The sequence below is a fragment of the Halomonas sp. I5-271120 genome, from assembly GCF_030553075.1.
Lineage (GTDB): Bacteria > Pseudomonadota > Gammaproteobacteria > Pseudomonadales > Halomonadaceae > Onishia > Onishia taeanensis_A.
Genome location: NZ_CP130701.1, coordinates 2,502,018 through 2,523,703 on the forward strand (window position 1 = coordinate 2,502,018; position 21,686 = coordinate 2,523,703).

At 63.3% G+C, this 21,686-nt stretch carries 18 protein-coding genes and 1 pseudogene; 9 read left to right on the forward strand and 10 right to left on the reverse strand.

Features of this window, described 5'->3' with window-relative positions:
* Nucleotides 1–305 precede the first annotated feature (305 nt).
* Nucleotides 306–548 carry a GlsB/YeaQ/YmgE family stress response membrane protein gene (locus Q2K57_RS11130; RefSeq protein WP_112055470.1) on the forward strand — a complete coding sequence of 81 codons (243 nt, stop codon included), beginning with the start codon at nt 306–308 and terminating at the stop codon, nt 546–548.
* Nucleotides 549–658: 110 nt separating this feature from the next.
* Here the strand turns inward: Q2K57_RS11130 and gabT are convergent, their stop codons facing one another.
* Both gabT and Q2K57_RS11140 read right to left on the reverse strand, forming a co-directional pair.
* Entirely contained in the window at nt 659–1,957 is a 1,299-nt protein-coding gene (gabT, locus tag Q2K57_RS11135; RefSeq protein WP_304525079.1) for a 4-aminobutyrate--2-oxoglutarate transaminase, read from the reverse strand.
* Between the two features lie 29 nt (nt 1,958–1,986).
* Nucleotides 1,987–3,426: an NAD-dependent succinate-semialdehyde dehydrogenase gene (locus Q2K57_RS11140; protein ID WP_369700258.1), complete on the reverse strand. Its 1,440-nt coding sequence runs from the start codon at nt 3,424–3,426 to the stop codon at nt 1,987–1,989.
* A gap of 292 nt (nt 3,427–3,718) precedes the next feature.
* Here Q2K57_RS11140 and Q2K57_RS11145 point away from each other — a divergent pair, with 292 nt between their 5' ends.
* From Q2K57_RS11145 to Q2K57_RS11155, 3 genes are all read left to right on the forward strand, one after another.
* The gene (locus Q2K57_RS11145; protein WP_304525080.1) at nt 3,719–6,196 is read left to right on the forward strand and encodes a YbeU/YbeR family protein; all 2,478 of its coding nucleotides are present in this window, start codon (nt 3,719–3,721) and stop codon (nt 6,194–6,196) included.
* Nucleotides 6,197–6,418: 222 nt separating this feature from the next.
* Nucleotides 6,419–7,027: a C40 family peptidase gene (locus Q2K57_RS11150; protein WP_304525081.1), complete on the forward strand. Its 609-nt coding sequence runs from the start codon at nt 6,419–6,421 to the stop codon at nt 7,025–7,027.
* 57 nt (nt 7,028–7,084) lie between these two features.
* Nucleotides 7,085–8,257 carry an MFS transporter gene (locus Q2K57_RS11155; RefSeq protein ID WP_304525082.1) on the forward strand — a complete coding sequence of 391 codons (1,173 nt, stop codon included), beginning with the start codon at nt 7,085–7,087 and terminating at the stop codon, nt 8,255–8,257.
* Nucleotides 8,258–8,264: 7 nt separating this feature from the next.
* On the opposite strand, the gene msrA is transcribed toward Q2K57_RS11155, so the two are convergent.
* A complete protein-coding gene (gene msrA, locus Q2K57_RS11160) occupies nt 8,265–8,933 on the reverse strand; it encodes a peptide-methionine (S)-S-oxide reductase MsrA (RefSeq protein WP_304525083.1) in 669 nt (222 codons plus the stop codon).
* Between the two features lie 293 nt (nt 8,934–9,226).
* Here msrA and Q2K57_RS11165 point away from each other — a divergent pair, with 293 nt between their 5' ends.
* From Q2K57_RS11165 to Q2K57_RS11180, 4 genes and pseudogenes are all read left to right on the forward strand, one after another.
* Nucleotides 9,227–11,488: an FAD-dependent oxidoreductase gene (locus tag Q2K57_RS11165; protein ID WP_304525084.1), complete on the forward strand. Its 2,262-nt coding sequence runs from the start codon at nt 9,227–9,229 to the stop codon at nt 11,486–11,488.
* Nucleotides 11,466–12,092 carry a CDP-alcohol phosphatidyltransferase family protein gene (locus tag Q2K57_RS11170; protein ID WP_304525085.1) on the forward strand — a complete coding sequence of 209 codons (627 nt, stop codon included), beginning with the start codon at nt 11,466–11,468 and terminating at the stop codon, nt 12,090–12,092. Before Q2K57_RS11165 ends, Q2K57_RS11170 begins: the two co-directional genes overlap by 23 nt.
* Nucleotides 12,089–12,784: a DUF3047 domain-containing protein gene (locus Q2K57_RS11175; protein WP_304525086.1), complete on the forward strand. Its 696-nt coding sequence runs from the start codon at nt 12,089–12,091 to the stop codon at nt 12,782–12,784. The genes Q2K57_RS11170 and Q2K57_RS11175 overlap by 4 nt, the downstream gene beginning before the upstream one ends.
* A gap of 116 nt (nt 12,785–12,900) precedes the next feature.
* A pseudogene (locus Q2K57_RS11180) lies at nt 12,901–13,847 on the forward strand (IS1595 family transposase).
* 68 nt (nt 13,848–13,915) lie between these two features.
* Here the strand turns inward: Q2K57_RS11180 and slyD are convergent.
* On the reverse strand, nt 13,916–14,398 hold the full coding sequence (gene slyD / locus Q2K57_RS11185; RefSeq protein WP_304525087.1) for a peptidylprolyl isomerase: 483 nt from the start codon (nt 14,396–14,398) through the stop codon (nt 13,916–13,918).
* 217 nt (nt 14,399–14,615) lie between these two features.
* Here slyD and Q2K57_RS11190 point away from each other — a divergent pair, with 217 nt between their 5' ends.
* The gene (locus tag Q2K57_RS11190; RefSeq protein WP_175072094.1) at nt 14,616–14,900 is read left to right on the forward strand and encodes a hypothetical protein; all 285 of its coding nucleotides are present in this window, start codon (nt 14,616–14,618) and stop codon (nt 14,898–14,900) included.
* A 296-nt stretch (nt 14,901–15,196) separates the two neighbouring features.
* On the opposite strand, the gene Q2K57_RS11195 is transcribed toward Q2K57_RS11190, so the two are convergent.
* The 6 genes from Q2K57_RS11195 to purB form a co-directional block, all read right to left on the reverse strand.
* Nucleotides 15,197–15,679, reverse strand: a complete 483-nt coding sequence (locus Q2K57_RS11195) for a glycine zipper 2TM domain-containing protein (RefSeq protein ID WP_304525088.1) — start codon at nt 15,677–15,679, stop codon at nt 15,197–15,199.
* A 287-nt stretch (nt 15,680–15,966) separates the two neighbouring features.
* The gene (locus Q2K57_RS11200; protein ID WP_304525089.1) at nt 15,967–16,185 is read right to left on the reverse strand and encodes a hypothetical protein; all 219 of its coding nucleotides are present in this window, start codon (nt 16,183–16,185) and stop codon (nt 15,967–15,969) included.
* Between the two features lie 419 nt (nt 16,186–16,604).
* Nucleotides 16,605–18,203, reverse strand: coding sequence for an isocitrate lyase (locus Q2K57_RS11205; protein ID WP_304525090.1), 1,599 nt, complete (start codon nt 18,201–18,203; stop codon nt 16,605–16,607).
* Between the two features lie 340 nt (nt 18,204–18,543).
* Nucleotides 18,544–18,987 carry a GNAT family N-acetyltransferase gene (locus tag Q2K57_RS11210; protein WP_304525091.1) on the reverse strand — a complete coding sequence of 148 codons (444 nt, stop codon included), beginning with the start codon at nt 18,985–18,987 and terminating at the stop codon, nt 18,544–18,546.
* Nucleotides 18,984–20,186, reverse strand: coding sequence for a cupin domain-containing protein (locus tag Q2K57_RS11215; protein ID WP_304525092.1), 1,203 nt, complete (start codon nt 20,184–20,186; stop codon nt 18,984–18,986). The genes Q2K57_RS11210 and Q2K57_RS11215 overlap by 4 nt, the downstream gene beginning before the upstream one ends.
* A gap of 100 nt (nt 20,187–20,286) precedes the next feature.
* Entirely contained in the window at nt 20,287–21,654 is a 1,368-nt protein-coding gene (gene purB / locus Q2K57_RS11220) for an adenylosuccinate lyase (protein ID WP_304525093.1), read from the reverse strand.
* Nucleotides 21,655–21,686: the final 32 nt, after the last annotated feature.

The following is a 21,686-nucleotide window of genomic DNA, read 5'->3' on the forward strand; positions in this document are numbered from 1 at the left end:
TGTGGCCCGTTGTTTTGCAAGGCGTATCCGCGTGGATGAGCAGCCAGGGTATGATAGCGAGCAGACATTATTTTCAAGAGCGTGTTTCAGACGCCGCGCTTTCCGGGCACTGTGTCATGGACTGTGCTGTGGACTGTGTATAAGTACCGGTTATCAGTAGTATTTTATAAGCACCGTTTCGTGGGGGCTGTTATACAAGTACTGTGCAGTAAGTATGGTGTAGGAAGCACTGTGTCAGGGTCACCCTCTAAAAGTTGCTATCTGAAGGTAGTCAGGCAACACCTCACAGCAAAGGAGAGCATTCTATGGGAATCATTGCGTGGTTGATCATCGGTGGTCTGGCCGGCTGGATTGCCGGTAACATCATGCGTGGCGGCGGCTTCGGTGTGCTGGGTAACATCGGGGTCGGTGTGGTCGGCGCCCTGGTGGGCGGCTTCATGTTCAGCCTGCTGGGGCTATCCGCAGGCGGTTTCATCGGTTCGCTGGTCACGGCAACGGTGGGCGCCGTGGTTCTGCTGTGGATCATTTCCAAGGTCAAGAGTGGCTGACGCCATCGCCTTGCCTTGCCGCTTTATCGGCAGCATAAAAAACCGCCCGGCCAATTGGCCGGGCGGTTTCGTTTCAGGGCTGGTCCAGCCGCGTCATCCGCAGATGGCGATCAGGCGGTAGCGGCGCTCTTGCTGCCGACCAGTTCCTTGAGGGTCTCTTCGATGATGGCCAGGCCTTCCTCGAGGATCTCGTCCTCGATGGTGACCGGCATCAGGAAGCGGATGGTGTTGCCGTAAAGACCGCAGGACAGCAGGATCAGTCCCTTCTCGCGCGCCTTCTTGCAAAGGGCGCCTGCCAGGTCGGCATCCGGCGTGTGGTTGGCCTTGTCGGTCACCAGGTCGATGGCGGCCATGGCGCCCATGTTGCGACCGTTGTCGACACAGTCGAAGTCCTGCTGCCATTGCGCGAAGCGCTTGGCCAGCTTGTCACCCAGCGCCTGGCTCTTGCCGAGGATGTTTTCTTCCTCGAAGACTTCCAGCACCGCGAGGGTGGCCGCACAGGAGACCGGGCTGCCGGTATAGGTGCCGCCGAGAGAGTTGGGGCCGCAAGCGTCCATGACCGTGTCGGTACCCACGACAGCGGAGATCGGCATGCCGTCGGCCATGCTCTTGGCCATGGTGATGATGTCCGGCTCGACGCCGCTGTGCTCGATGGCGAACAGCTTGCCGGTACGACCGAAGCCGGACTGCACTTCGTCGATAATCATCATCATGCCGTGCTCGTCGCAGATTTCGCGGATCGCCTTGAGGAAGCTGGTCGGTGCCGGGTAGAAACCACCCTCACCGAGAACCGGTTCCAGCACGATGGCCGCGGTATCCTTGGGGTTGGCATCGGTCTTCAGCGCCATCTTCAGGCCGCGCAGGGCTTCATCTTCGCTGACGCCGTGGTACGGCACCGGATAGGGCGCCCGGAAGACGTTGCCCGGCATGCTGCCGAAATCGGTGGCGTAGGGCGCGACCTTGCCGTTCATGGCCATGGTCATGAAGGTACGGCCGTGGTAGCCGCCGTCGAAGCAGATGACGTTGTTCTTGCCGGTGGCGCCACGAGCGATCTTGACCGCGTTTTCCAGCGCCTCGGCACCGGAGTTGGCCAGCATGACCTTACCATGACCGCGCACCGGAGTGACCTGGCTAAGCTTCTCGGCGACCTTCACGTAGCCTTCATAGGGCATCACGGTCTGGCAGGTGTGCATCACCTTGTCGAGCTGGTCCTTGACGGCCTGCACGACCTTGGGATGGCGATGACCGATGTTGAGCACGCCGATGCCGCCGGCGAAATCGATGATGCGGTTGCCATCGGCATCCCAGATCAGGGCATTCTCGGCACGGTCGGCAAACTGAGTGGCCGGGCTGGCGGCGCCGTTGGCTACGTAGCGCTGCTTGAGTTCGTTGAGTTGGGCGTTATTCATCAATCTCTCCTGTCAGAGTCACCTGGCGCTCAGAGGCCGCCAATACAGACGTACTTAAGTTCAGTGTAGTCGTCCAGTCCGTGACGTGATCCCTCACGGCCAAGCCCGGATTCCTTGATGCCGCCGAAGGGGGCCAGCTCGGTCGAGAGGATCCCTTCGTTGATTCCCACCATGCCATATTCCAGCGCCTCCATCACATGCCAGATGCGGGCATAGTCACGGGCGTAGAAGTAGGCCGCCAGGCCAAACTCGGTGGCATTGGCCATGGCGATGGCCTCGGCATCGTCGGTGAAGCGGAAGACGGGTGCCAGGGGGCCAAAGGTCTCTTCCCGGGCGACCCGCATCTCAGGCGTCACGTCGGCAATCACCGTGGGCTGATAGAAGGTACCGCCAAGTGGGTGAGATTCGCCACCACAGATAAGACGGCCGCCATGTTCGAGCGCGTCACGCACGTGGGACTGCACTTTTTCCACGGCCGCCGCATTGATCAGCGGCCCCTGGTCTACACCTTCTTCGAGACCATTGCCGACACGAAGTTCGCCGACACGGGTGGCGAGCTTGTCGAGGAAGGCGTCATAGACACCGTCCTGAACCAGCAGGCGGTTGGTGCACACACAGGTCTGGCCTGAGTTGCGGAACTTGGAGGCGATGGCGCCTTCCACGGCGGCGTCCAGGTCAGCGTCGTCGAAGACGATGAAGGGCGCATTGCCGCCAAGCTCCATGGAGGCCTTCTTGACGGTGCCGGCACACTGCTCGAGCAGCTTCTTGCCGACCGGCGTGGAGCCGGTGAAAGAGACCTTGCGTACACGCGGGTCGGTGGTCAGCACTTCGCCGATCGCCGCCGGTTTGCTGGCGGTGACTACATTCAACACGCCGGCCGGCAGGCCGACGTCTTCGGCCAGCTTGGCCAGCGCCAGGGCGGTCAACGGGGTGGCTTCGGCGGGCTTGATGACCACCGTGCAGCCGGCGGCGAGGGCCGGGGCGACCTTGCGGGTGATCATCGCCAGCGGGAAGTTCCAGGGTGTGATGGCTGCAACCACGCCGATCGATTCACGCATCACCATCAGACGCTTGTCGTCGCTATGGCTGGGCAGGGTCTCACCGGCCATGCGCTTGGCTTCTTCGGCGTAGTATTCGATGAAGTTGGCGCCATAGGCCACTTCGCCCATCGACTCTGCCAGCGGCTTGCCCTGTTCCTGGGTCATCAGGCGAGCCAGCGACTCCTGATTCGCCATCACGGCGTCGAACCAGCGGCGCAGCAGCGCCGAGCGTTCCTTGGCGGAGCGCTTGCGCCAGTCAGGCCAGGCCGCCTCGGCGGCGGCCACGGCGTCGCGGGCCGCGTCGGCATCGAGGTCTGCGACCTCGGCGATGGTGTCGCCGGTAGCGGGGTTGGTCACGGCAAAGCGCGTCGGCGCCTCACACCACTGGCCGTTGATATAGGCATTGGACATCAGTAGATCGGACGACATCGTCGACAGGCCTCCAAGGGGTGTTGTCATCATATTCAACGAGTGTGCATTATTTAAAACAATCCGCCAAGCCTTATCGAAATGCTTCGTCAAGGCCCTTTATAAGCCGGCCCTTGGGGTTGGGTTCACACCGTTACGGATCAAGCGCATGGGCGCTCTGGGCCTATTTCCTGCCGATGCGCGTCGTGTCCCTGATAAGCTAGGCATCGGCGAATCCCCCAGTTTCCGCTAAACTAGGCGCCAAAAATTCCTATGTTGTCTTGATGACAAGCTGCGCGTGGTGAGGTGAGTCTTGGTCGATCCCCTGAGTGCCTGGTGGGCTCAACAACTGGTGCTGTGCGACTGGGCCTTTTCGCCCGACCCGACGGCCGTGGAACCGGACCTGGCGGTCCAGCGTCTGGCCGAAATGGAGGTGGCGGATCGCGGCGAGCTGGGCTGGCGGCTGATCGAGGCCTTTTCCCCCGGCGCGGTGAATCCGGTCGGCCACCTGGAAAGCCTTGAGCTGCTGGCCCTGGCGACGGCAGCCGGCTGGCTGCCCGTCGAACAGGCGCGTGCCTGGGTAGCCCTTATCGCCGCCGACATCTGCGCGCACTGCAACAGTCTCGAGGATTGGCTGGCCGTGCTCCGCCAGGCGCGCAGTGCGCTGGGCTGGGAGCGCGGTGACGATGGCTTCCTGGAGGCCTGCGCGGCCCTGTCGTCTCTGGAGCGCGAAGGCGCCGGCATTACCTGGGACCTGCTTGCCGAGACCGTCAGGCGGCGTCGTCAGGCGCCGCTGTGGCCGTCGGCTGCAGGAGACCGGGCCTGGCGACTGCGGGCCGCCTTTGCTCCCCTGCTGGTGACCGATGCCGATGAGGCGCTGGATGCCCCTCAGGCCCGTGCCTTTCTCGCCGATGAGTGGCAAATCAGTGACCGCGATGGTCTGGTGCGCCTCTTGCTGTGGCTGGCCGGGCAGGGCGATCGCTATGCCTGGGATCTGGATGCCACGCGGCTGCTCGAGGCATCGCGCGAGCAGCGTGAGGCTTGGCTTGCCGGGCAGAAGGGCGAAGCGACGGCCTCCGGCAAGGTGTTGCTGGGCTTCCTCGAGCGCGGCGAAACTCTGGAGTGGGCGGCCTGGGACTGGCTGCGGCTGGTCGACCTGGCCTATGCCGGCCTGGCGCTTGGCTGGCTCGACCAGGCCGAAGCACAGGCTTTTGCTCACCATGCCCTGGATTTGATCACGCGCCGCTACAGCGACTGGGTCGCGATGGTGACGGCCTATCAGCGTGGGCGCAGTCTCTTCGAGGGACGCGACAGCCTGGGCGAGCTCAACCGGGACTGGGGGCTGCTCTTGCAGTCACCGGCAAGCCCCTGGCGGGAGCCGCTCAAGACCCTGCAGGACCAAGATTGCCTTGAAGCATCGCGCATGGCGATGCGGGCCTGGCGCGCCGATGCGCGTCATTGGGTGTTGGCGCTGGCCTCGGTGCGCGAGCCCGAGCTGCTGCTGCGTCAGGGGCCGGCACCCTCAGTATCTGAACAGATCCGCAAAGAGGCGCGCCACTATCTTCAGGAGGTGCTCGGGCTCTACCCCGATGACGGCGTGGCCGGGCTCGCCCGCTACTGGCTGCCGGCGCAGGCGCATCACCTCAACCAACTGGCCGCTGATGCGGATCATGGCGCCCTGCCGAGTCTGACCACGCCCTTTGGTCAGCCCGTCGCGGAAGGGCTTGCCCAGCGCGATGCTCTGCGGGGCTGCAGCCGTTTCTCGGCCACCGTTCACATGGCCGAGAAGTATGCCTTCTACCTGCAGATGGCCGGTGACAGCGAAGAGTTCGAGGTCGAAGGCCTGTCACGACTGGCGGCGTCGCTGCGCGGCGTGCTGTGCCACTTCTACCCGGATGCACGCCGGCTGCTCAACGCCTGGGCCTGTTGGGAAGCCGCACTGCCCGAGCCGCCGCTCGAGCACAGCACCCCGGTATCGCTGGCCCACGAGATTCGTTGGCATCGGGACGACCCCGGGAGCCCCTTTCACTGGCTCGACTGGCGGGCAGGGGACAGCTGGCAGGAACCCGGCCCAAGGCTCAGCCTGCCAAGCTTCACTGCCCTTGCCTTGGTGGGGCCGCTCAACGGCGGCGCTTGGAGTGAGCCACTGCCCGAGAGCGATCGTGAGGTGGAGGCCATCCGGGAGTGGATAGATGGTCATTACGGCCTGCAGGACGGCGAGGCACTCAGGGAGTTTCTCGATTACCTGCTGACGGTCGGCGATCGTCAGGAATATCAGATCAACTATGCGCCCTATACCCTCAATGCCGCGCGGCTCAAGGCAGAGATCGCGATCCTCGAGAGCGATGACTGCAGCGAGGATGAACGCAACCACCTGCTGCGTCTGAAGCGGGTGCGAGACAACGATGCAGGCTGCAATGCCTTCGATATGGCCGCCTGGGATATCGCCCAGGCCGTTGACCTGGCGATTGCCGGACGCCAGCTTGCGTGGCTGAGCGAGGCGCAGTTCAGCTCCGCCCTCGACCGGGCCTCGGCGCTGGCCGCGAAGCATTATCCGGGCTGGCAGGCCTACGCCCGGGGGCTTTATGCCGGCTTTTCGTTCTTCATGGGCGAGACCGATGAACGCAAGGCGTTCCTGTCGAGCTTCCGTGAGGCACTGGTGGGCTGGCTGACCGGCGCGCCGCCGCTGGCCGGTCCCTGGGCGAGCCTGGATTTCCCCGGCGCCCGTCCCCGCCATTGGGCTCCGATGCATATCGATACGCTGCCGGGCGATGCGCGCACGCTTCACTAGGGCTGAGTATCAGGGGGAATATTAGGACTGAGTAGGCACTGGCCAGGGGCGTTGTAGAGGGTCTGCTCCCCGTGGGACGGGCCATAAGGGCTCGTCATACCCACCGTCAGTCGCTATCATGCATGTTTTGCTGCTCTTGGCCTGCAAAATGCTTGAGTACGTCAGCCTTTTATCTCGGAGTCGCCGCGGCGAGATCCGGACCACAGGGAGGAGGTCAGCGCGATGTCGCGGATTGCCGTCACGACAGCGCTTTTGGCGCTGCTAGCCGGGCTTGCGGGCTGTACGACATCGCCGCCGCCAGCTTCCGAGGTGCCACCGGATTATTTCGCCATGCAGCTGCCGGGACTATCCCGCGGCCTCATGTCGCCGGTGGATAACCCACTGCTCGACCATCAGGGGCTGCATCAGCCGAGTCGCGAGGTGATCCGGGACGCCTTGCTTGAAGAGCACGAACGCTGGCTGGGCACCCCCTACCGGCTGGGCGGGGAGAGTCGACATGGCATCGACTGCTCGGCGCTGATCCAGACCATCTTCCGTGAGCGCTTCGAGACCGAGCTGCCCCGCACGACTTCTCAGCAGATCCATCAGGGGCGGCGCGTCGAGCGCGGCAATCTCAAGGCCGGTGACCTGGTGTTCTTCCGTCCGCCGGGGAGTTATCGTCATGCCGGCATCTATGTCGGTAACGGTTTCTTCCTTCATGCGTCGTCGTCTCAGGGGGTTGCCCTGTCACGTCTCGACAACAGTTACTGGCGCCGTTACTTCTGGCAGGCACGCCGCCCGCTGGCGCCGACACAACTTGCCCAGCGAGCGCTTCTGGCCACCAGCGGCTGAACCGAGCCCGCCTTCAGGCGGGCCTGCCACCCTCGGATGCCACATGACTGCCCCCTTATGATTCAGGCTCACACTCGCGACTGGTGGCGAGCCACCCTGGCGCTTTGCCTGGGCTCCTTCATCGTCTTCATCAACCTCTATGCCCCGCAGCCGCTGCTGCCCGAGCTGCGCAACACCTTCGGCGTTTCGACGCTGATGGCAAGTCTGGTCATGTCCTGCGCGACCCTGGCGCTGGCGGCTTCGCTGCTGATCTACGGCACCCTCTCTGATGCCCTGGGCCGGGGCACCATCATGCGGGTCAGTCTGCTGCTGGTTGCGCTCTGCTCGTTGGCGATTGCGCTGGTGCCCAACTTTGCAGGGCTGTTGGGACTGCGTCTGCTGCAGGGGCTGGTGCTTGCCGGTCTGCCGGCGGTAGCCGTGGCCTGGATGAGCGACGAGTTCGAGCCCCAGGCGATGATGCTGGCGGTGGGGCTCTACATCAGCGCCAATAGCCTGGGCGGCATCGGTGGCCGGGTGATGGGCGGCTGGGCGGGAGAGGCCGGCGGCTGGTCCCTGAGCTTTCTGGTGGTAGGCACCATCAGCCTGGTAGGCGTCGCGGTATTCTGGCGGCTGCTGCCGCCGGCGCGGCATTTCACGCCATCGCGCTTTCGCCTGGCAGAGGCGCTGGCAAGCATTCGGGGCCATCTGAAAACCCCGGTACTGCTGGTGGCCTGTCTGATTGGCGGCCTGAATTTCATGGTATTCATCAACCAGTACAGCTACATCACCTTCCGGTTAAGCGAGGCGCCTTTCGGGCTGGGGGCTCAATGGCTGGGCATGCTGTTTTTGACCTATCTGGGCGGCACCCTGGGCTCGGCCTGGTCGGGGCGGCTGTCACAGCGCTGGGCATCGCCGCTGTGCATGATGGCGGGCATCGTCATCTTCATGCTGGGAAGTCTTGTCACCCTGGCCCAAGGGCTTGGGGTGATCGTGGTCGGGCTGACCATCAACGCCTTCGGCTTCTTTCTGTGTCATGCGACGGCGTCGGGCTGGGTCGGGCGTAACGCCAAGCGGGCCCGGGGCACCGCTACGGCGCTCTATCTGGTTTTCTACTATCTGGGGGCGAGCCTCGGGGGCTTTTATCTGGAGCCGTTCTGGCAGTTCGGCGGCTGGGGAGGCGTGACTCTGGCCGCCGAACTGATCCTGCTGGTGACGCTCGCCCTCAGTGCCTGGTTGTGGCGTCGCGGCTGAAGATCGATTATTGAGCGTTGGCGCTGAGCGCACCCTGGGTGCCGGCTTCATCGCCCCAGACTTGTTCGAGGCGGTCGACCCGTCCGCAGGCAGACTTGTAGAAGTGGTACCTTAAACTGTTGGTCTTGTAGTAGTTCTGGTGGTAATCCTCGGCGGGATAGAAGGCCTTGAAGGCTTCGATCTGGGTCGCGATATCGCGCTCGAAGCGGGCCTGCATCTCGTCGAGACTGTCCTTAGCAAGGACACGTTCTTCCTCGTTCATGGGGAAAATGGCGCTGCGGTATGAGGTGCCGACATCGCAGAACTGGCGATCAACGGCGAAAGGATCGATGTTGCGCCAGAATACGTTGAGCAGCTGTTCGTAACTGACCTCGTCCGGGTCGTATTCCACCTGCACCACCTCGGCATGTTCGGTGCGCCCGGCAGATACCTGCGAGTAGGTCGCGGTATCGGCGGTGCCGCCGCTGTAGCCTGAGGTGGTCTCGAGTACCCCCGGCACCTTGTCAAAGGCCTCTTCCATGCACCAGAAGCAGCCACCGGCGAAGACGGCGTCCTTGGGATCAGCGGCGAGTGCGTCTGCCGAGGCGCCAATGGCGAGTGCCAGTGGCAGGGCTCTGAACCAGCGATGAGTGGCCAGGAAAGCAAAGCGTGTAGCAGCATGCGGATTGTGCGCCATGATCACTCCCGATCTGTTAGCAGATGCTGGTTGGATGGGAACTTGAGCTCAGGGTTCCCTGCCATAGCGCTAAACCTTCGCCCGACGAGGGCATCGCCGTAAGCGATGCAGCCAGACTCGAGAATCGAAAGTCCAGAACCGAGAGTCCGGCGACAGGCAGTCGGCGTGTGTTTCGATCAGCGCGGTATGAAACATCCCGCCTTGGGTCTGTAAGGAAGCATCCTGGCGTGCGACTCAAGGGGCATAGCCGGTCCTGGGTCGCTGCCGAATCCGTCATTTAAGGAGTCTATCCGTTGAACCGACAACGCCTCGTCATTCTTGCCCTCATCGCCCTGGCGGTCGGCGCTTTTTTCTTGAGCGGCGCCCACGAACTCTTGACCCTGGATGCCCTCAAGGCCGAACAGGTGCGGTTCCAGACCTGGCTTGCCGAGGACCCGCTGACGGTGATCGGTGGCTTCTTTGCTCTCTATGTGGCGATGGCCGCGCTGTCGCTGCCCGGGGCCACGCTACTGACGCTGCTCGGTGGAGCGCTGTTCGGGCTTGGCCTGGGCTTGGTGATCATTTCGTTTGCCAGCGCGCTCGGCGCGAGCCTGGCTTTCCTGATCGCTCGCACGCTGGCCCGCACGCCTCTGGAGCGGCGTTTTTCCCGCCAGCTCGATAGCATCAATCGCGGCATCGAGCGAGAAGGTGCCTTCTATCTGTTCACGCTGCGTCTGATTCCGCTGTTCCCGTTCTTCGTCATCAACCTGGTGATGGGCCTGACCCGGATGCGCCTGCGTACCTTCTACTGGGTCAGCCAACTGGGCATGCTGCCGGGCACCGCCGTGTTCGTGAATGCGGGACGCGAGCTGGGAACCCTCGAGTCACTGGGTGGGATATTGTCCCCGGGGCTCTTGGTCTCCTTCGCGCTGATCGGGGTCTTTCCCTGGCTGGCGCGCTGGGGCGTGGAAATCGCCAAGCGTCGCCGCATTGCCCGCCAGTATGACAAGCCCAGGCACTACGACTATGACATCGTGGTGATCGGCGCTGGCTCGGCCGGGCTGGTGGCGAGTTATATCGGCGCGGCGGTCAAGGCGAAGGTGGCGCTTGTCGAGCGCGATAAGATGGGCGGCGACTGCCTGAATACCGGCTGCGTGCCCTCGAAGGCGCTGATTCGCTCGGCGCGTCTCGCTCAAGACATGCGCGAGGCCAAGCGCTTCGGCCTGTCGGTTGCTGAACCCGAGGTCGACTTCCCGGCCGTGATGGGCCACGTTCATCGCGCCATCGAAGAGGTCGAGCCCCATGACAGCCCGGAGCGCTATCGCGGTCTCGGCGTCGAGGTGGTTCACGGGGATGCCTGGCTGCAGACGCCCTGGGAGGTGCGGGTCGGCGAGCGGGTGCTGACCACCCGTCACGTGATCGTGGCCACCGGCGCTCGGCCGCGGGTACCCGAGCTGCCAGGGCTTGAAGATAGCGATGTGCTGACTTCCGACAACCTCTGGCAGCTCGAGTCGCTGCCCGAACGTCTGGTGGTGCTGGGCGGCGGGCCGATCGGCTGTGAGCTGGGCCAGAGCTTCGCCCGGCTGGGCAGTCGCGTGACACTGGTGGAAATGGGGTCCCAACTGCTGCCGCGAGAGGATCGCGATATCGCCGAGGCGGTCGAGACGCGGCTCGAGGCCGAAAGCGTGCGGCTGGCGCTGGGCGCGCGGGCGGTAAGGGTCGAGCCAGGCCCGAGCCATGGCGACAGCGGGCGAGTGCTGGTCATCGAGCGCGACGGCCCGCAGGGCGTGGAGACTGAGCGCCTGGTCTTCGATCGGCTGCTGGTGGCGGTGGGACGGGTGGCCAACGTCAGTGGCTTCGGCCTCGAGGGGCTCGGCGTGCTGCCCCGTGCCAATGGCACCATCGATGTCGATGGCACTCTACGCAGCCTGCACCCGAACATCTGGGCCTGCGGCGACGTGGCGGGACCCTTCCAGTTGACCCATGCCAGCGCCCATCAGGCCTGGCACGCCACGGTCAACGCGCTGTTCGGCGAGTTCAAACGCTTCACCGTCGACTATCGCAACCTGCCGGCGGTGACCTTCTGCGACCCCGAGGTGGCAAGGGTCGGGCTCAACGAGCGTGAGGCCGCCGCCCAAGGCGTGGAGGTCGAGGTGACCCGCTATGCCTTCTCCGAGCTTGACCGGGCGATCGCCGACCAGCACACCGAGGGCTTCATCAAGGTGCTGACGGTGCCGGGCAAGGATCGTATCCTCGGCGCCAGCATCGTCGGCCACGGCGCCGGCGAGCTGCTGGGCGAGTACACCCTGGCCATGACCCATGGCATCGGCCTCAACAAGCTGCTCGGTACCATCCATCCCTATCCGACCTTCTCGGAGGCCGCCAAGGCCAGCGCCGGCGTGTGGAAGAATGCCCACAAGCCTGAGCGTCTGTTGGGCTGGCTCGCGCGCTACTTTGCCTGGCGCCGCCGCAGTGCCCATTCGTCGGCTACCACAAAAACCTCGGCCGCCGCCACTAGCTCGGCCACTAGTTCGGCTACGAGGAGCGAAACCCATGCTCGATCGCTGGACCAGTGAATGGATCAAGCCGCCGCTGGCCCGGCTCGCCAAGGGCCTGGCCGGGCGCGGCGTGACCCCCAACCAGGTGACAGTCACCAGCTTCCTGATCGGCATGTTGGCGCTTCCGCTGCTGGCGCAGCAGGCCTATGGCTGGGCGCTGGCGGCGATTCTCGTCAACCGCCTGGGCGATGGTCTGGATGGCGCCCTGGCCCGGCATACCGGGCAGTCGAGCGATGCCGGTGGTTTTCTGGATATCGGCCTCGACTTCCTGTTCTATGCCGCGGTGGTGCTGGGCTTCGCCCTGGCCGATCCGGCGGCCAATGCGCTGGCGTCGGCCCTCTTGCTGTTTGCCTTCGTCGGTACCGGCAGCTCGTTTCTGGCCTTCGCGATCATGGCCGCCAAGCACGACCTGGCACGGCCTAGCTTCGAGAACAAGGCGTTCTACTATCTGCATGGCCTCACCGAGGGCACCGAAACCATTCTGGCATTCGTGGCCTTCTGCCTGTGGCCTGAGCACTTCGCCTTACTGGCATCGATCTTTGCCGCCGCCTGCCTGCTGACCACCGGCACTCGGCTATGGGGTGGCTTTCATACCGTCAGGGCAAGGGAGCGCAGTGCATGAGGCATCAACGACATGTCAGGCCGACCTCGGCGCTGGCCGGACTGCTGGTGGCAGGCCTGGGGCTGACCGTTCTTGCTGGGCCGCTGAAGGCGGCCGAGACCGCCTTCAGCCCAAGCGACATCCAGGCCTGGTCGACGCGCACCTTCGATGGCGAAACCGACTACCGGCTGGTGGAACTGGACGGAGAGCAGGTACTCATGGCGCAGGCTCGCGGGCAGGCCTCGGCCAAGTATCTGGAGCAGGAGATCGACCTTGACCGCACCCCCTATCTACACTGGTGCTGGCGTGTTTCGTCGACCTATCCGGGGCTCAAGGAAACCACCAAGAGCGGTGATGACTATCCGGCACGGGTCTATGTGGCGCGCAAGACCGGCTGGCTACCGTTTCAGGTGCAGTCGGTGAACTATGTCTGGTCATCGAACCAAGTGGCGGGTAGCGCCTGGCCGAATGCCTTCACCGAACGCGCCCAACTGCTGGCGCTCAAGGGCAAGGAGGCCCCGGTCGGGCAGTGGGTAGCCGAGGTGCGCGATGTGCGTGAGGACTTCAGCCGCCTGTTCGGTGAACGCCCGGAGCGCCTGAGCGGCGTCGCGCTGATGACCGATGGCGACAATGCGGGGGGCGATGCCACCGCCTGGTATGCCCGCCTGGCGTTTTCCGACTCCTCTGCGCCTCCCCGCTGTCCGGGGCAGTGACGGGCGGGTAGCATGATCCACGACCCAATTCCCGCGGCGCATTTAAAAAAAGGCTATGTACCCGTTACGTGTTGGACAGCTATCCTGTTGATAGATGCCTTGAGAGGTACCTGCTCATGGATGCCCACGCCTTCCAGCATTGGCTTGGTCAACTGACCCAACTCAACACCAGACAAAAGAACCTTCTTCGGTGTCAGCTTCAAAAGCGACCCCAGCAGGACGCACTCCACGATACCTTGCCGACGCTCCAGGCCTGCCCGCACTGTGCGGCCGGTGCCGCGCAGTTAGCCCCATGGGGTTGGAGCCGCGGGTTGCGCCGCTACCGGTGACGGGAGTGCCGTCGTACCTGCAATGCCTTGACGGCCACACCACTGGCGCGTCTCCGTCAGGTCGAGTGCTGGCTGGGCTATGCCCAGGCACTGATCGAGGGGCTCACGGTAAGAGAGGCAGCGCGACGCTGTGGGATCAGCAAGAATACGGCCTTCCGATGGCGACATCGTTTTCTGGCGCGGGTCGCCGAGCATAGCGACACACGCGAAACCGGCATCATCGAAGCGGACGAAACCTTCTTCCTGGAATCCTTCAAAGGCCAACGTCGCCTGCCACGACCATCGCGCAAGCGAGGGGGTGTCGGGGCGACACGAGGCACAGGACCGGACCAGATTCCGGCTATGGTCGTTCGCGACCGAGCCGGCCACACGGCCGATTTCCAGTTGAAGAAGCTCGATGCCCGTCATGTGCGGGAGGCGCTCCAGCCCTTGGTTGATCGCGAGTCCGTGTTGTGCTCGGACAGTGCCAGTGTATACGCGGCCTTTGCCAGAGACTGCGGCATCACCCACCAGGTGGTGCATGCCAAGCCCGGGCAGCGAGTCCGGGCGGGCGCTTTGCCTACCACAGCCGGTTGAAGCGCTGGATGGGCCGTTTCCATGGGGTCGCCACCAAGTATTTGGTCAACTATCTCGGCTGGCGACGCATGCTGGAGCGCTATGCCAAGGCGATACAGCCCGTTCACTGTCTTCAGGAAGCGGTCGGGCGTCACATACAACACGTAACGGGTACATAGCCTAAAAAAAGGGGCAACCCAATGGGCTGCCCCTTTCTTGATCAGCGTGTTGAGCGCTGTGGGCGAGCTTAGTGCTCCACGCCACCTTCGCCGTGCACGTGGCCGTGCTCGACTTCTTCTTCGCTCGCTTCACGCACTTCGGCGATTTCGACGTCGAAGTTCAGGTTCTGACCGGCCAGCGGGTGGTTACCATCGACGGTAACGGTGTCGCCTTCAACCTGAGTCACGGTCACCATCAGCGGGCCGCCCTGAGTCTGAGCCTGGAACTGCATGCCCGGCTGCACGTCTTCGACGCCTTGGAAGGCATCACGCGGCACTTCCTGCACCAGGCCTTCCTGGATTTCGCCATAACCTTCTTCCGGTGTAACGGCCACCTGCAGCTTGTCGCCGTTCGCCTTACCTTCCAGCTCTTTTTCCAGACCCGGGATGATGTTGCCGGAGCCGTGCATGTAGGTAAGCGGATCGCGACCTTCGGAGCTGTCCAGCACCTCACCAGAATCATTTTTCAGGGTGTAGTGGAACGCGACTACGGTGTTCTGCGCAATTTGCATTGATGGACCTTTCGGTGAGTGCATGTCTCATCAATGGTAACGCGATGGCCCAAGGGCTGTCAGGGGCGTCTGGGTATTTTTCAGCTTGATCGGGGCTATCATGATGTTGATTCAAGCCTGTGGGCCGCAGTTGCGTGTCACCCGAGGCAGGGATACCCTGAATTTGATTGTTCATCACCCTTTCACCCGACTACGAATGCTGCTGGAGAGAATGTCCATGACCGTGACGCTGATCTGGCTGATCGCCTTTGCCGTGATCCTGTTATTGACCGTTAAGAGCTGGAGCGGGGCGTTGGGAACCTTCTTCGAGCGCAAGATGCCATCGCTGTTGCTCAGCGGTGGTGATGACCGCTGGGTCTGGTGCCCGGCGATTGCCGTGCTGGGCGCGACCACCGTGGTGCGTCCGGTCGACATGGTGTTCACCGTGCTGCTGCTGGCACTGATCGTGTGGCTCGCCAAGAGCCTGATCGGTTGGGCCATGAACCGGGTCAAGCTGCACTGATTGCCTGTTCTGAGCCTTTGTACGCAGTTGATTTACTGGGTTCATGTACCGAATCGATGCACATGAACTCATGTACTGAATCGAAGCACTGAATCAAAGTTCTGGTTCCCCCGCGAGCGCTAGGGGAAGCTTTCTGGCCGGGTCCGCGACCATGTCCCGCCAGGCAGAAACGACTAGGCCCGCGAGCGTGCTCGCGGGCCTTGTTGCGTTCTTAGGGCTTGTTGGGCTTTTGCTTGATGGGCCTTGCTAGGTTCTGGGTTGCTCGGCCCAAGTCGCCCTTTCTGCGTTCCCCGTTATCAGTAGGGTGCCACGCTGAGGTTGGAGCCGCTGCCGATCAGGCGCACGCGCTGGCCGACCTGGAAGGCACGGTCAGCTTTCTGCACCACCACTACACTCTGGCCGTTATCGCGGCGAATCTCCATTTCCCAGGCGGCGGTCCGGTTGGCAGAATCCTCGACCTTCTTGCCGGCCACGCTGCCGCCGATGGCGCCGGCTGCGGTGGCCAGCGTCCGGCCTGAACCGCCGCCGATCTGGTTGCCCAACAGGCCGCCAATGACGGCGCCGCCGATGCCGCCAAGCGCACCGCTGTTCTGGTCGCCGGCCTGGATCTGCACCTGGCGCAAGGCGGTGATAGTGCCGTAGCTGACCGTCTGAGCGGTCTGTGCCTGGTTGCCTCGATACACATCCCCTGAGTAGGGGCTGGTGTTGGCGCAGCCGGCAAGCGTCAGCAGGCCGGCGGCCAGCACGGGGAGCAGGGCGTGTGATTTGAGGTGGCGCATGGGAGGTCCTCCTTCGCTTACGCGATATGAAACTCAAGGCGTGCGTATCGCCATTGGGAAACAGTGTTCTTTAACTAGTCTAACGTCATTCCCGGCGCTCGACCAGCGATGCTTTGACCGAAAAGTCACGCCGGAGTGCCTGACGGCGCTACCTGAAAGAATATCGCCCTGGTTGGCACTTATCGAGACATGAAAAACCCATCCCGCCTGGCGGGATGGGTCATGGTCGGTCAATTGATGCGTTGTTTCTGATGTGCTGCTTCGTTCGAGTTTGCGGCGCTGGTGGATCAGTCCTCCTCGATTACTGGCATGTCACCAGTCAAGACTTCATCCCAGGCGTCGTCGAGGGAGTAACCCGCGCGGCTATCAACGGTGTCGATGACTTCGACGGCGTGCTGTAGAGATTCCCGCTGGCCTTTCAGAGCGACCACCAGTTTGGCGAGTTCCTGCTTGCTGAACGTGTCGGCGATCAGATCGGCTTGGTGGCTCAGTTCGATGCAGTTCATGTGTAACACCTCGTACAGTGGCCATCGGCGATGGCGTTATGGACCGTTTGCTACTCATGCCGGGCCGGGTAAGTGCCCGTCGCTGCAGTGGCGAAGTGGTCACACGCTTGGAAAGACCATCGCTCAAGGCGCCTGGGTCATTGATCGGAGCGCCTTCGTTGTAGCTCAGTGCAAGGGATCCTGAGTCGGGGTAGCGACACTGGCTTGCGCTGTGATTTGACTATGGTGCAGCACAGCAGAATCGACCATGCCTCATTGGCCGCAGCTTGTGTTGTAACCCGACTACAAGATGTCAGTAACGTCGGCGAACTTGTCGATATCTTTCATGGGGCCCCGGGGCCATGGAAAACAGACATCAAAAAGGGGAGGCCTATGGCCTCCCCTTGGTGATAACTCGCTCGGTGTGGCGAGTTCGTCGATCAGGCGAACTGGTTCATGGTGTTGTCCTTGCCGCCGGCCTTAAGGGCGCCTTCGCCGGAGAAGTACTCCTTGTGATCATCGCCGAGGTTGGAACCGGCCATGTCCTGGTGCTTGACGCAGGCCAGGCCCTTGCGGATTTCCTGACGCTGAACGCCTGCCACGTAGGCCAACATGCCTTCCTCGCCGAAATAGCCCTTGGCCAGGTCGTCGGTGGACAGGGCTGCAGTGTGATAGGTCGGCAGGGTGATCAGGTGGTGGAAGATACCGGCCTCGCGAGCAGCATCGCGCTGGAAGTTGCGGGTCCAGTCATCGGCGAGTGTGGCAAGCTCGCTGTCATCGTAGGCCGCGTTCATCAGGTCGGCGCGATCATAGGCGCTGACGTCTCGACCTTCCTGTTCCCAGGCGTCGAAGACCTGCTGACGGAAGTTGAGCGTCCAGTTGAAGGAGGGCGAGTTGTTGTAGACCAGCTTGGCGTCAGGGCAGACCTCACGGATGCGATTGACCATGCCGGCGATCTGGCCGACGTGTGGCTTCTCGGTCTCGATCCACAACAGATCCGCCCCGTGTTGTAGCGAGGTGATGCAGTCCAGCACCACCCGGTCCTCGCCGCTGCCCGGCTTGAATTGGTAGAGGCCATTGGCCAGGCGTACGGGCTTTCTGAGCTCGCCGTCGAGCTTGATCAGGGTGTCGCCCTCGGCGACATCGTCCGCCGAGGCGACCGTGGTGGTCTCGAGGAAATGGTTGTACTGGCTAGCCAGGTCGCCGGGTCCGTGGGAGACCGGAATCTTCTGGGTCAGGCCGGCGCCCAGGGAATCGGTGCGGGCGACGATCACGCCGTCTTCGACGCCGAGTTCCAGGAAGGCATAGCGCACGGCGTTGATCTTGGCGAGGAAGTCCTCGTGGGGCACGGTCACCTTGCCGGCCTGGTGGCCACACTGCTTGGCATCCGAAACCTGGTTCTCGATCTGGATGCAGCAGGCACCGGCCTCGATCATCTTCTTGGCCAGCAGATAGGTGGCCTCCTCGTTGCCGAAGCCAGCATCGATATCGGCGATGATCGGCACCACATGGGTCTCGAAGTTATCGATCTTGTCCTGTGCGGCCCGAGCGCCGATTTCATCGCCTTCGGCGCGAGCCTCGTCCAGCGCCTTGAACAGATGGCCAAGTTCCCGGGCATCGGCCTGGCGCAGGAAGGTGTAGAGCTCCTCGATGAGTGCCGGCACGCTGGTCTTCTCGTGCATCGACTGATCCGGCAGCGGGCCGAAATCGGAGCGCAGCGCGGCCACCATCCAGCCGGACAGGTAAAGATAACGCTTGTCGGTGGTGCCGTGGTGGCGCTTCACCGCCAGCATCTTCTGCTGCCCGATAAAGCCATGCCAGCAGCCCAGTGACTGGGTGTACTGGCTGGTATCGGCGTCGTAGGCGGCCATGTCGCGACGCATGATGCCGGCGGTGTAGCGGGCGATCTCCAGCCCGGTACGAAAGCGGTTCTGGGTCTTCATGCGTGCCGCGTACTCGGGGTTGATGGTGTCCCACTTGCCGCCTTGGGCCTCGCGCAGGGCGGTCAGGGTCTGGATTGCATCTTGATATGCTGACATGGAGCCATCCTCATCGGTCGGTTGTTCCTGGCGGCGGCATGCTGCGTCGAGTGTTTCATGCTGCGCTGCAGGATATATCAAGCGTTAGCCAGGGGAGCGGTCTTGTCTGTGCTGCCTTGGTCGAAGGGGACATGGCATTAAATCCGTTGTAATGAGCCGGAAGATTTCGGGATATAAAACGGTTGTTTTAATGTCGCCCTGGTAAGGACTATGGCCCATGGCATCGGGGCTTCACCATGATTACTTAGCGGTAGGGAGCGTTGTAGTAAGACTACAAACCAGGCCTTTTTCGGCCATGGATGTAGTCTTATTTCCGGAGAGTAAGGGAAGGGCTTGCGAATCAGTCGCCTAGCGTGAAGCGCATATTGCGGTGCGGTATTCCGGCATCGAGAAATTCATCACCGAAGGCGACGAATCCCAGGCGTTCGTAGAAGGGAAGTGCATGCGTCTGGGCGGCGAGCTCTACATGAGCATGGCCATGAGAGCGAGCGGCCACGATGGAGGCCTGCATCAGCGCCACCCCGATACCGAGGCCGCGGGCCTCGGCCAGAACAGCGACGCGCCCGATGTGGCCATCGGGCAGCAGGCGGGCGGTGCCCAGCGCGGTAGTGCCGCGCCAGGCCAGGATATGCAGGCAGTCGGGGTCGCGACCGTCCCACTCGTCTTCCACCGGCACGGCCTGCTCCTCGATGAACACAAGACGGCGGATTTCGCCGGCGATGGCCCCCAGTTGCTCCCAGCTGCCCTGCTGGAGCGTTATCTCATCCTGTCGCTGCTGGCTCATGCGTCATCCTCATCCTCGCCGTCTTGCGGCCAGCTCAGGCTGCCGCGATCCAGCAGGCCGGTGAGCAGCGCCGCAGCACCGGGGTAGGCGAGCAATTCGGCGTCGATGGGCGTCTGCGAGGCCAGGGCCCGGGCCAGGCCCGGCGTGCAGGGCAGGCCATCGCCGTCGACGAACAGGGTTGCCTGGGTGTCGTCCAGCGCGCGCCAGGCGAAGCGCGAGCCCAGGGTGCGCTCCAGATGCCCCCCGGCTTCGAGCTCGGCGGTGAGTTCATCAACCGGCGTCGGTTCCTCCTGCGGCACCAGCTGGTCGACATATTTGGGCTGAGTCATCGCCCGTCCGAACCACTGGGCCAGCTGGGCAGGGTCATCGAGGGTATCGAGGATCAGCCGGCGCATGCGCTCGAGCGCCTCGTCGTTCAGCTCGCCGGGGTCGGCGGGTGGCGTCATGTCGGCATCGCTGTAGCGCAGGGAGGCCGGCAGCGTCTCGCCCAGGTAGTCGGCGAAGGAGGTCACCGACTCGTCGGCGGACAGCGCCCGGAAGCCCACCGAGAAGGTCATGCAGTCTTCCGACTGGCTGATGCCGTGGTGGGCGTGGCCCGGCGGGAGGTAGAGCATGTCGCCGGGCTCGAGCACCCAGTCCTTGTTCGGCGTTACCTCGAACTGCTCGAGGATTCGCAGGTCGATGCCGTCGATGATCGGGGCATCCTCGTCGACGGCACCGCCCAGCTGCCAGCGGCGCTGGCCGCTGGCCTGTAGCAGGAAGACATCGTACTGATCGACGTGGGGGCCAACGCTGCCGCCCGGCGGGGCGTAGCTGATCATGATGTCGTCGAGACGCCAGCGGGGCAGGAAGCTGAAGGCTTCCAGCAGTTCGGCGACCTCGGGCACGTAGTGGTCCACGGCCTGCACCAGCAGGGTCCAGTCACGCTCGGGCAGGCGCGAGAAGGTGGCCTCATCAAAGGGGCCATGACTCACCTGCCAGGGCTGTGGATTACCCTTGGTATCGTGGCCGTGTTCTTCGACCAGGCGTGCCTCGATGCCTTCCTCGCAGGCAAGGCCTGCCAGTTCATCGGGTGACAGCGGGCTTTCGATATCCGGGAAAGCGCCGCGGATCAGCAGCGGCTTGCGCTGCCAGTACTGGCCGAGGAAGTCGGCGGCGCTGAGGCCGCCCAGCATGGGCAAGGGCGTGTCGGCAGGCATGGTGTGGGGTCCTCAGATGAAGGCAAACAGGCGCTGGCGCGAGCCAGCGCCTGTCGGTGACGCTTATATGGGCGGGTGACCGGGGCGCGGGCCTTAAAAGTTAAAGTGCCTTGGCCTGGGCCGCGGCATTGCCGATATAGGTGGCCGGGCTCATGGCCTTGAGCTCGCTCTTGACCTCGGCTGGCAGTTCCAGGGTATCGATGAAGGTGGCGAAGCCGACTTGGTCGATGCGCTTGCCGCGGGTCAGTTCCTTGAGCTTTTCGTAGGGCTTCTCGATGCCATAGCGACGCATCACGGTCTGGATCGGCTCGGCCAGCACTTCCCAGCTGTTGTCCAGATCGGCGTCGAGGCGCTCCGGGTTGGCTTCGAGTTTGCTGATGCCCTTGAGCGAGGCCTGGTAGGCGATCAGGCCCTGCGCCAGTCCGGTGCCGAGGTTCCTGAGCACGGTGGAGTCGGTCAGGTCGCGCTGCCAGCGGGAGATCGGCAGCTTCTGAGCCAGGTGCGTCAGCACGGCGTTGGCGATGCCGAGGTTGCCCTCGGAGTTCTCGAAGTCGATCGGGTTGACCTTGTGCGGCATGGTCGAGGAGCCGATCTCACCGGCCACGGTACGCTGCTTGAAGTAGCCAAGCGAGATATAGCCCCAGACGTCGCGATCGAAGTCGATCAGGATGGTGTTGAAGCGGCATACCGCATCGAACAGCTCGGCGATGTAGTCGTGGGGCTCGATCTGGGTGGTGTAGGGGTTGAAGGTCAGCCCCAGCTCGGCGACGAAGGTCTCGGCGTTGGCTGCCCAGTCGATGCTTGGGTAGGTCGCCAGGTGAGCGTTGTAGTTACCCACGGCGCCGTTGATCTTGCCCAGCAGCTCGACGGCTTCTATCTGCTTGAGCTGGCGGCGCAGGCGCGCGGCGACGTTGGCCATTTCCTTGCCAAGAGTCGTTGGGCTCGCCGTCTGGCCATGAGTGCGCGACAGCATCGGCTGGTCGGCATGCTCGTGGGCCAGGGCGACGATGGATTCGGTGACCTCATGCATCACCGGCAGCAGCACCTCTTTCAGGCCGCCGCGCAGCATCAGGGCGTGGGACAGGTTGTTGATGTCCTCGCTGGTGCAGGCGAAGTGGATGAACTCGGTGACGGCGTTGAGTTCGGCGTTGTCCTCGACCTTCTCCTTCAGGAAGTATTCCACCGCCTTGACGTCATGGTTGGTGGTGCGCTCGATGTCCTTGATGCGCTGGGCATCCTCGACGCTGAAGTTGGCGACGATGGCGTCGAGCCAGGCACTGGCGTCGGCCGACAGGGCCGGCACTTCCTTGATGCCGTCATGAGCGGCCAGGCGCTGCAGCCAGCGCACCTCGACAGTGACGCGGGCGCGGATCAGGCCGAACTCGCTGAAGTGCTCGCGCAGGGCTTCGGTCTTGGTGCCGTAGCGGCCGTCGACGGGGGAAAGAGCGGTGAGGGCTGAGAGTTGCATGACAGTCATCCAGTGCGGTGAGGAAAAGGGAG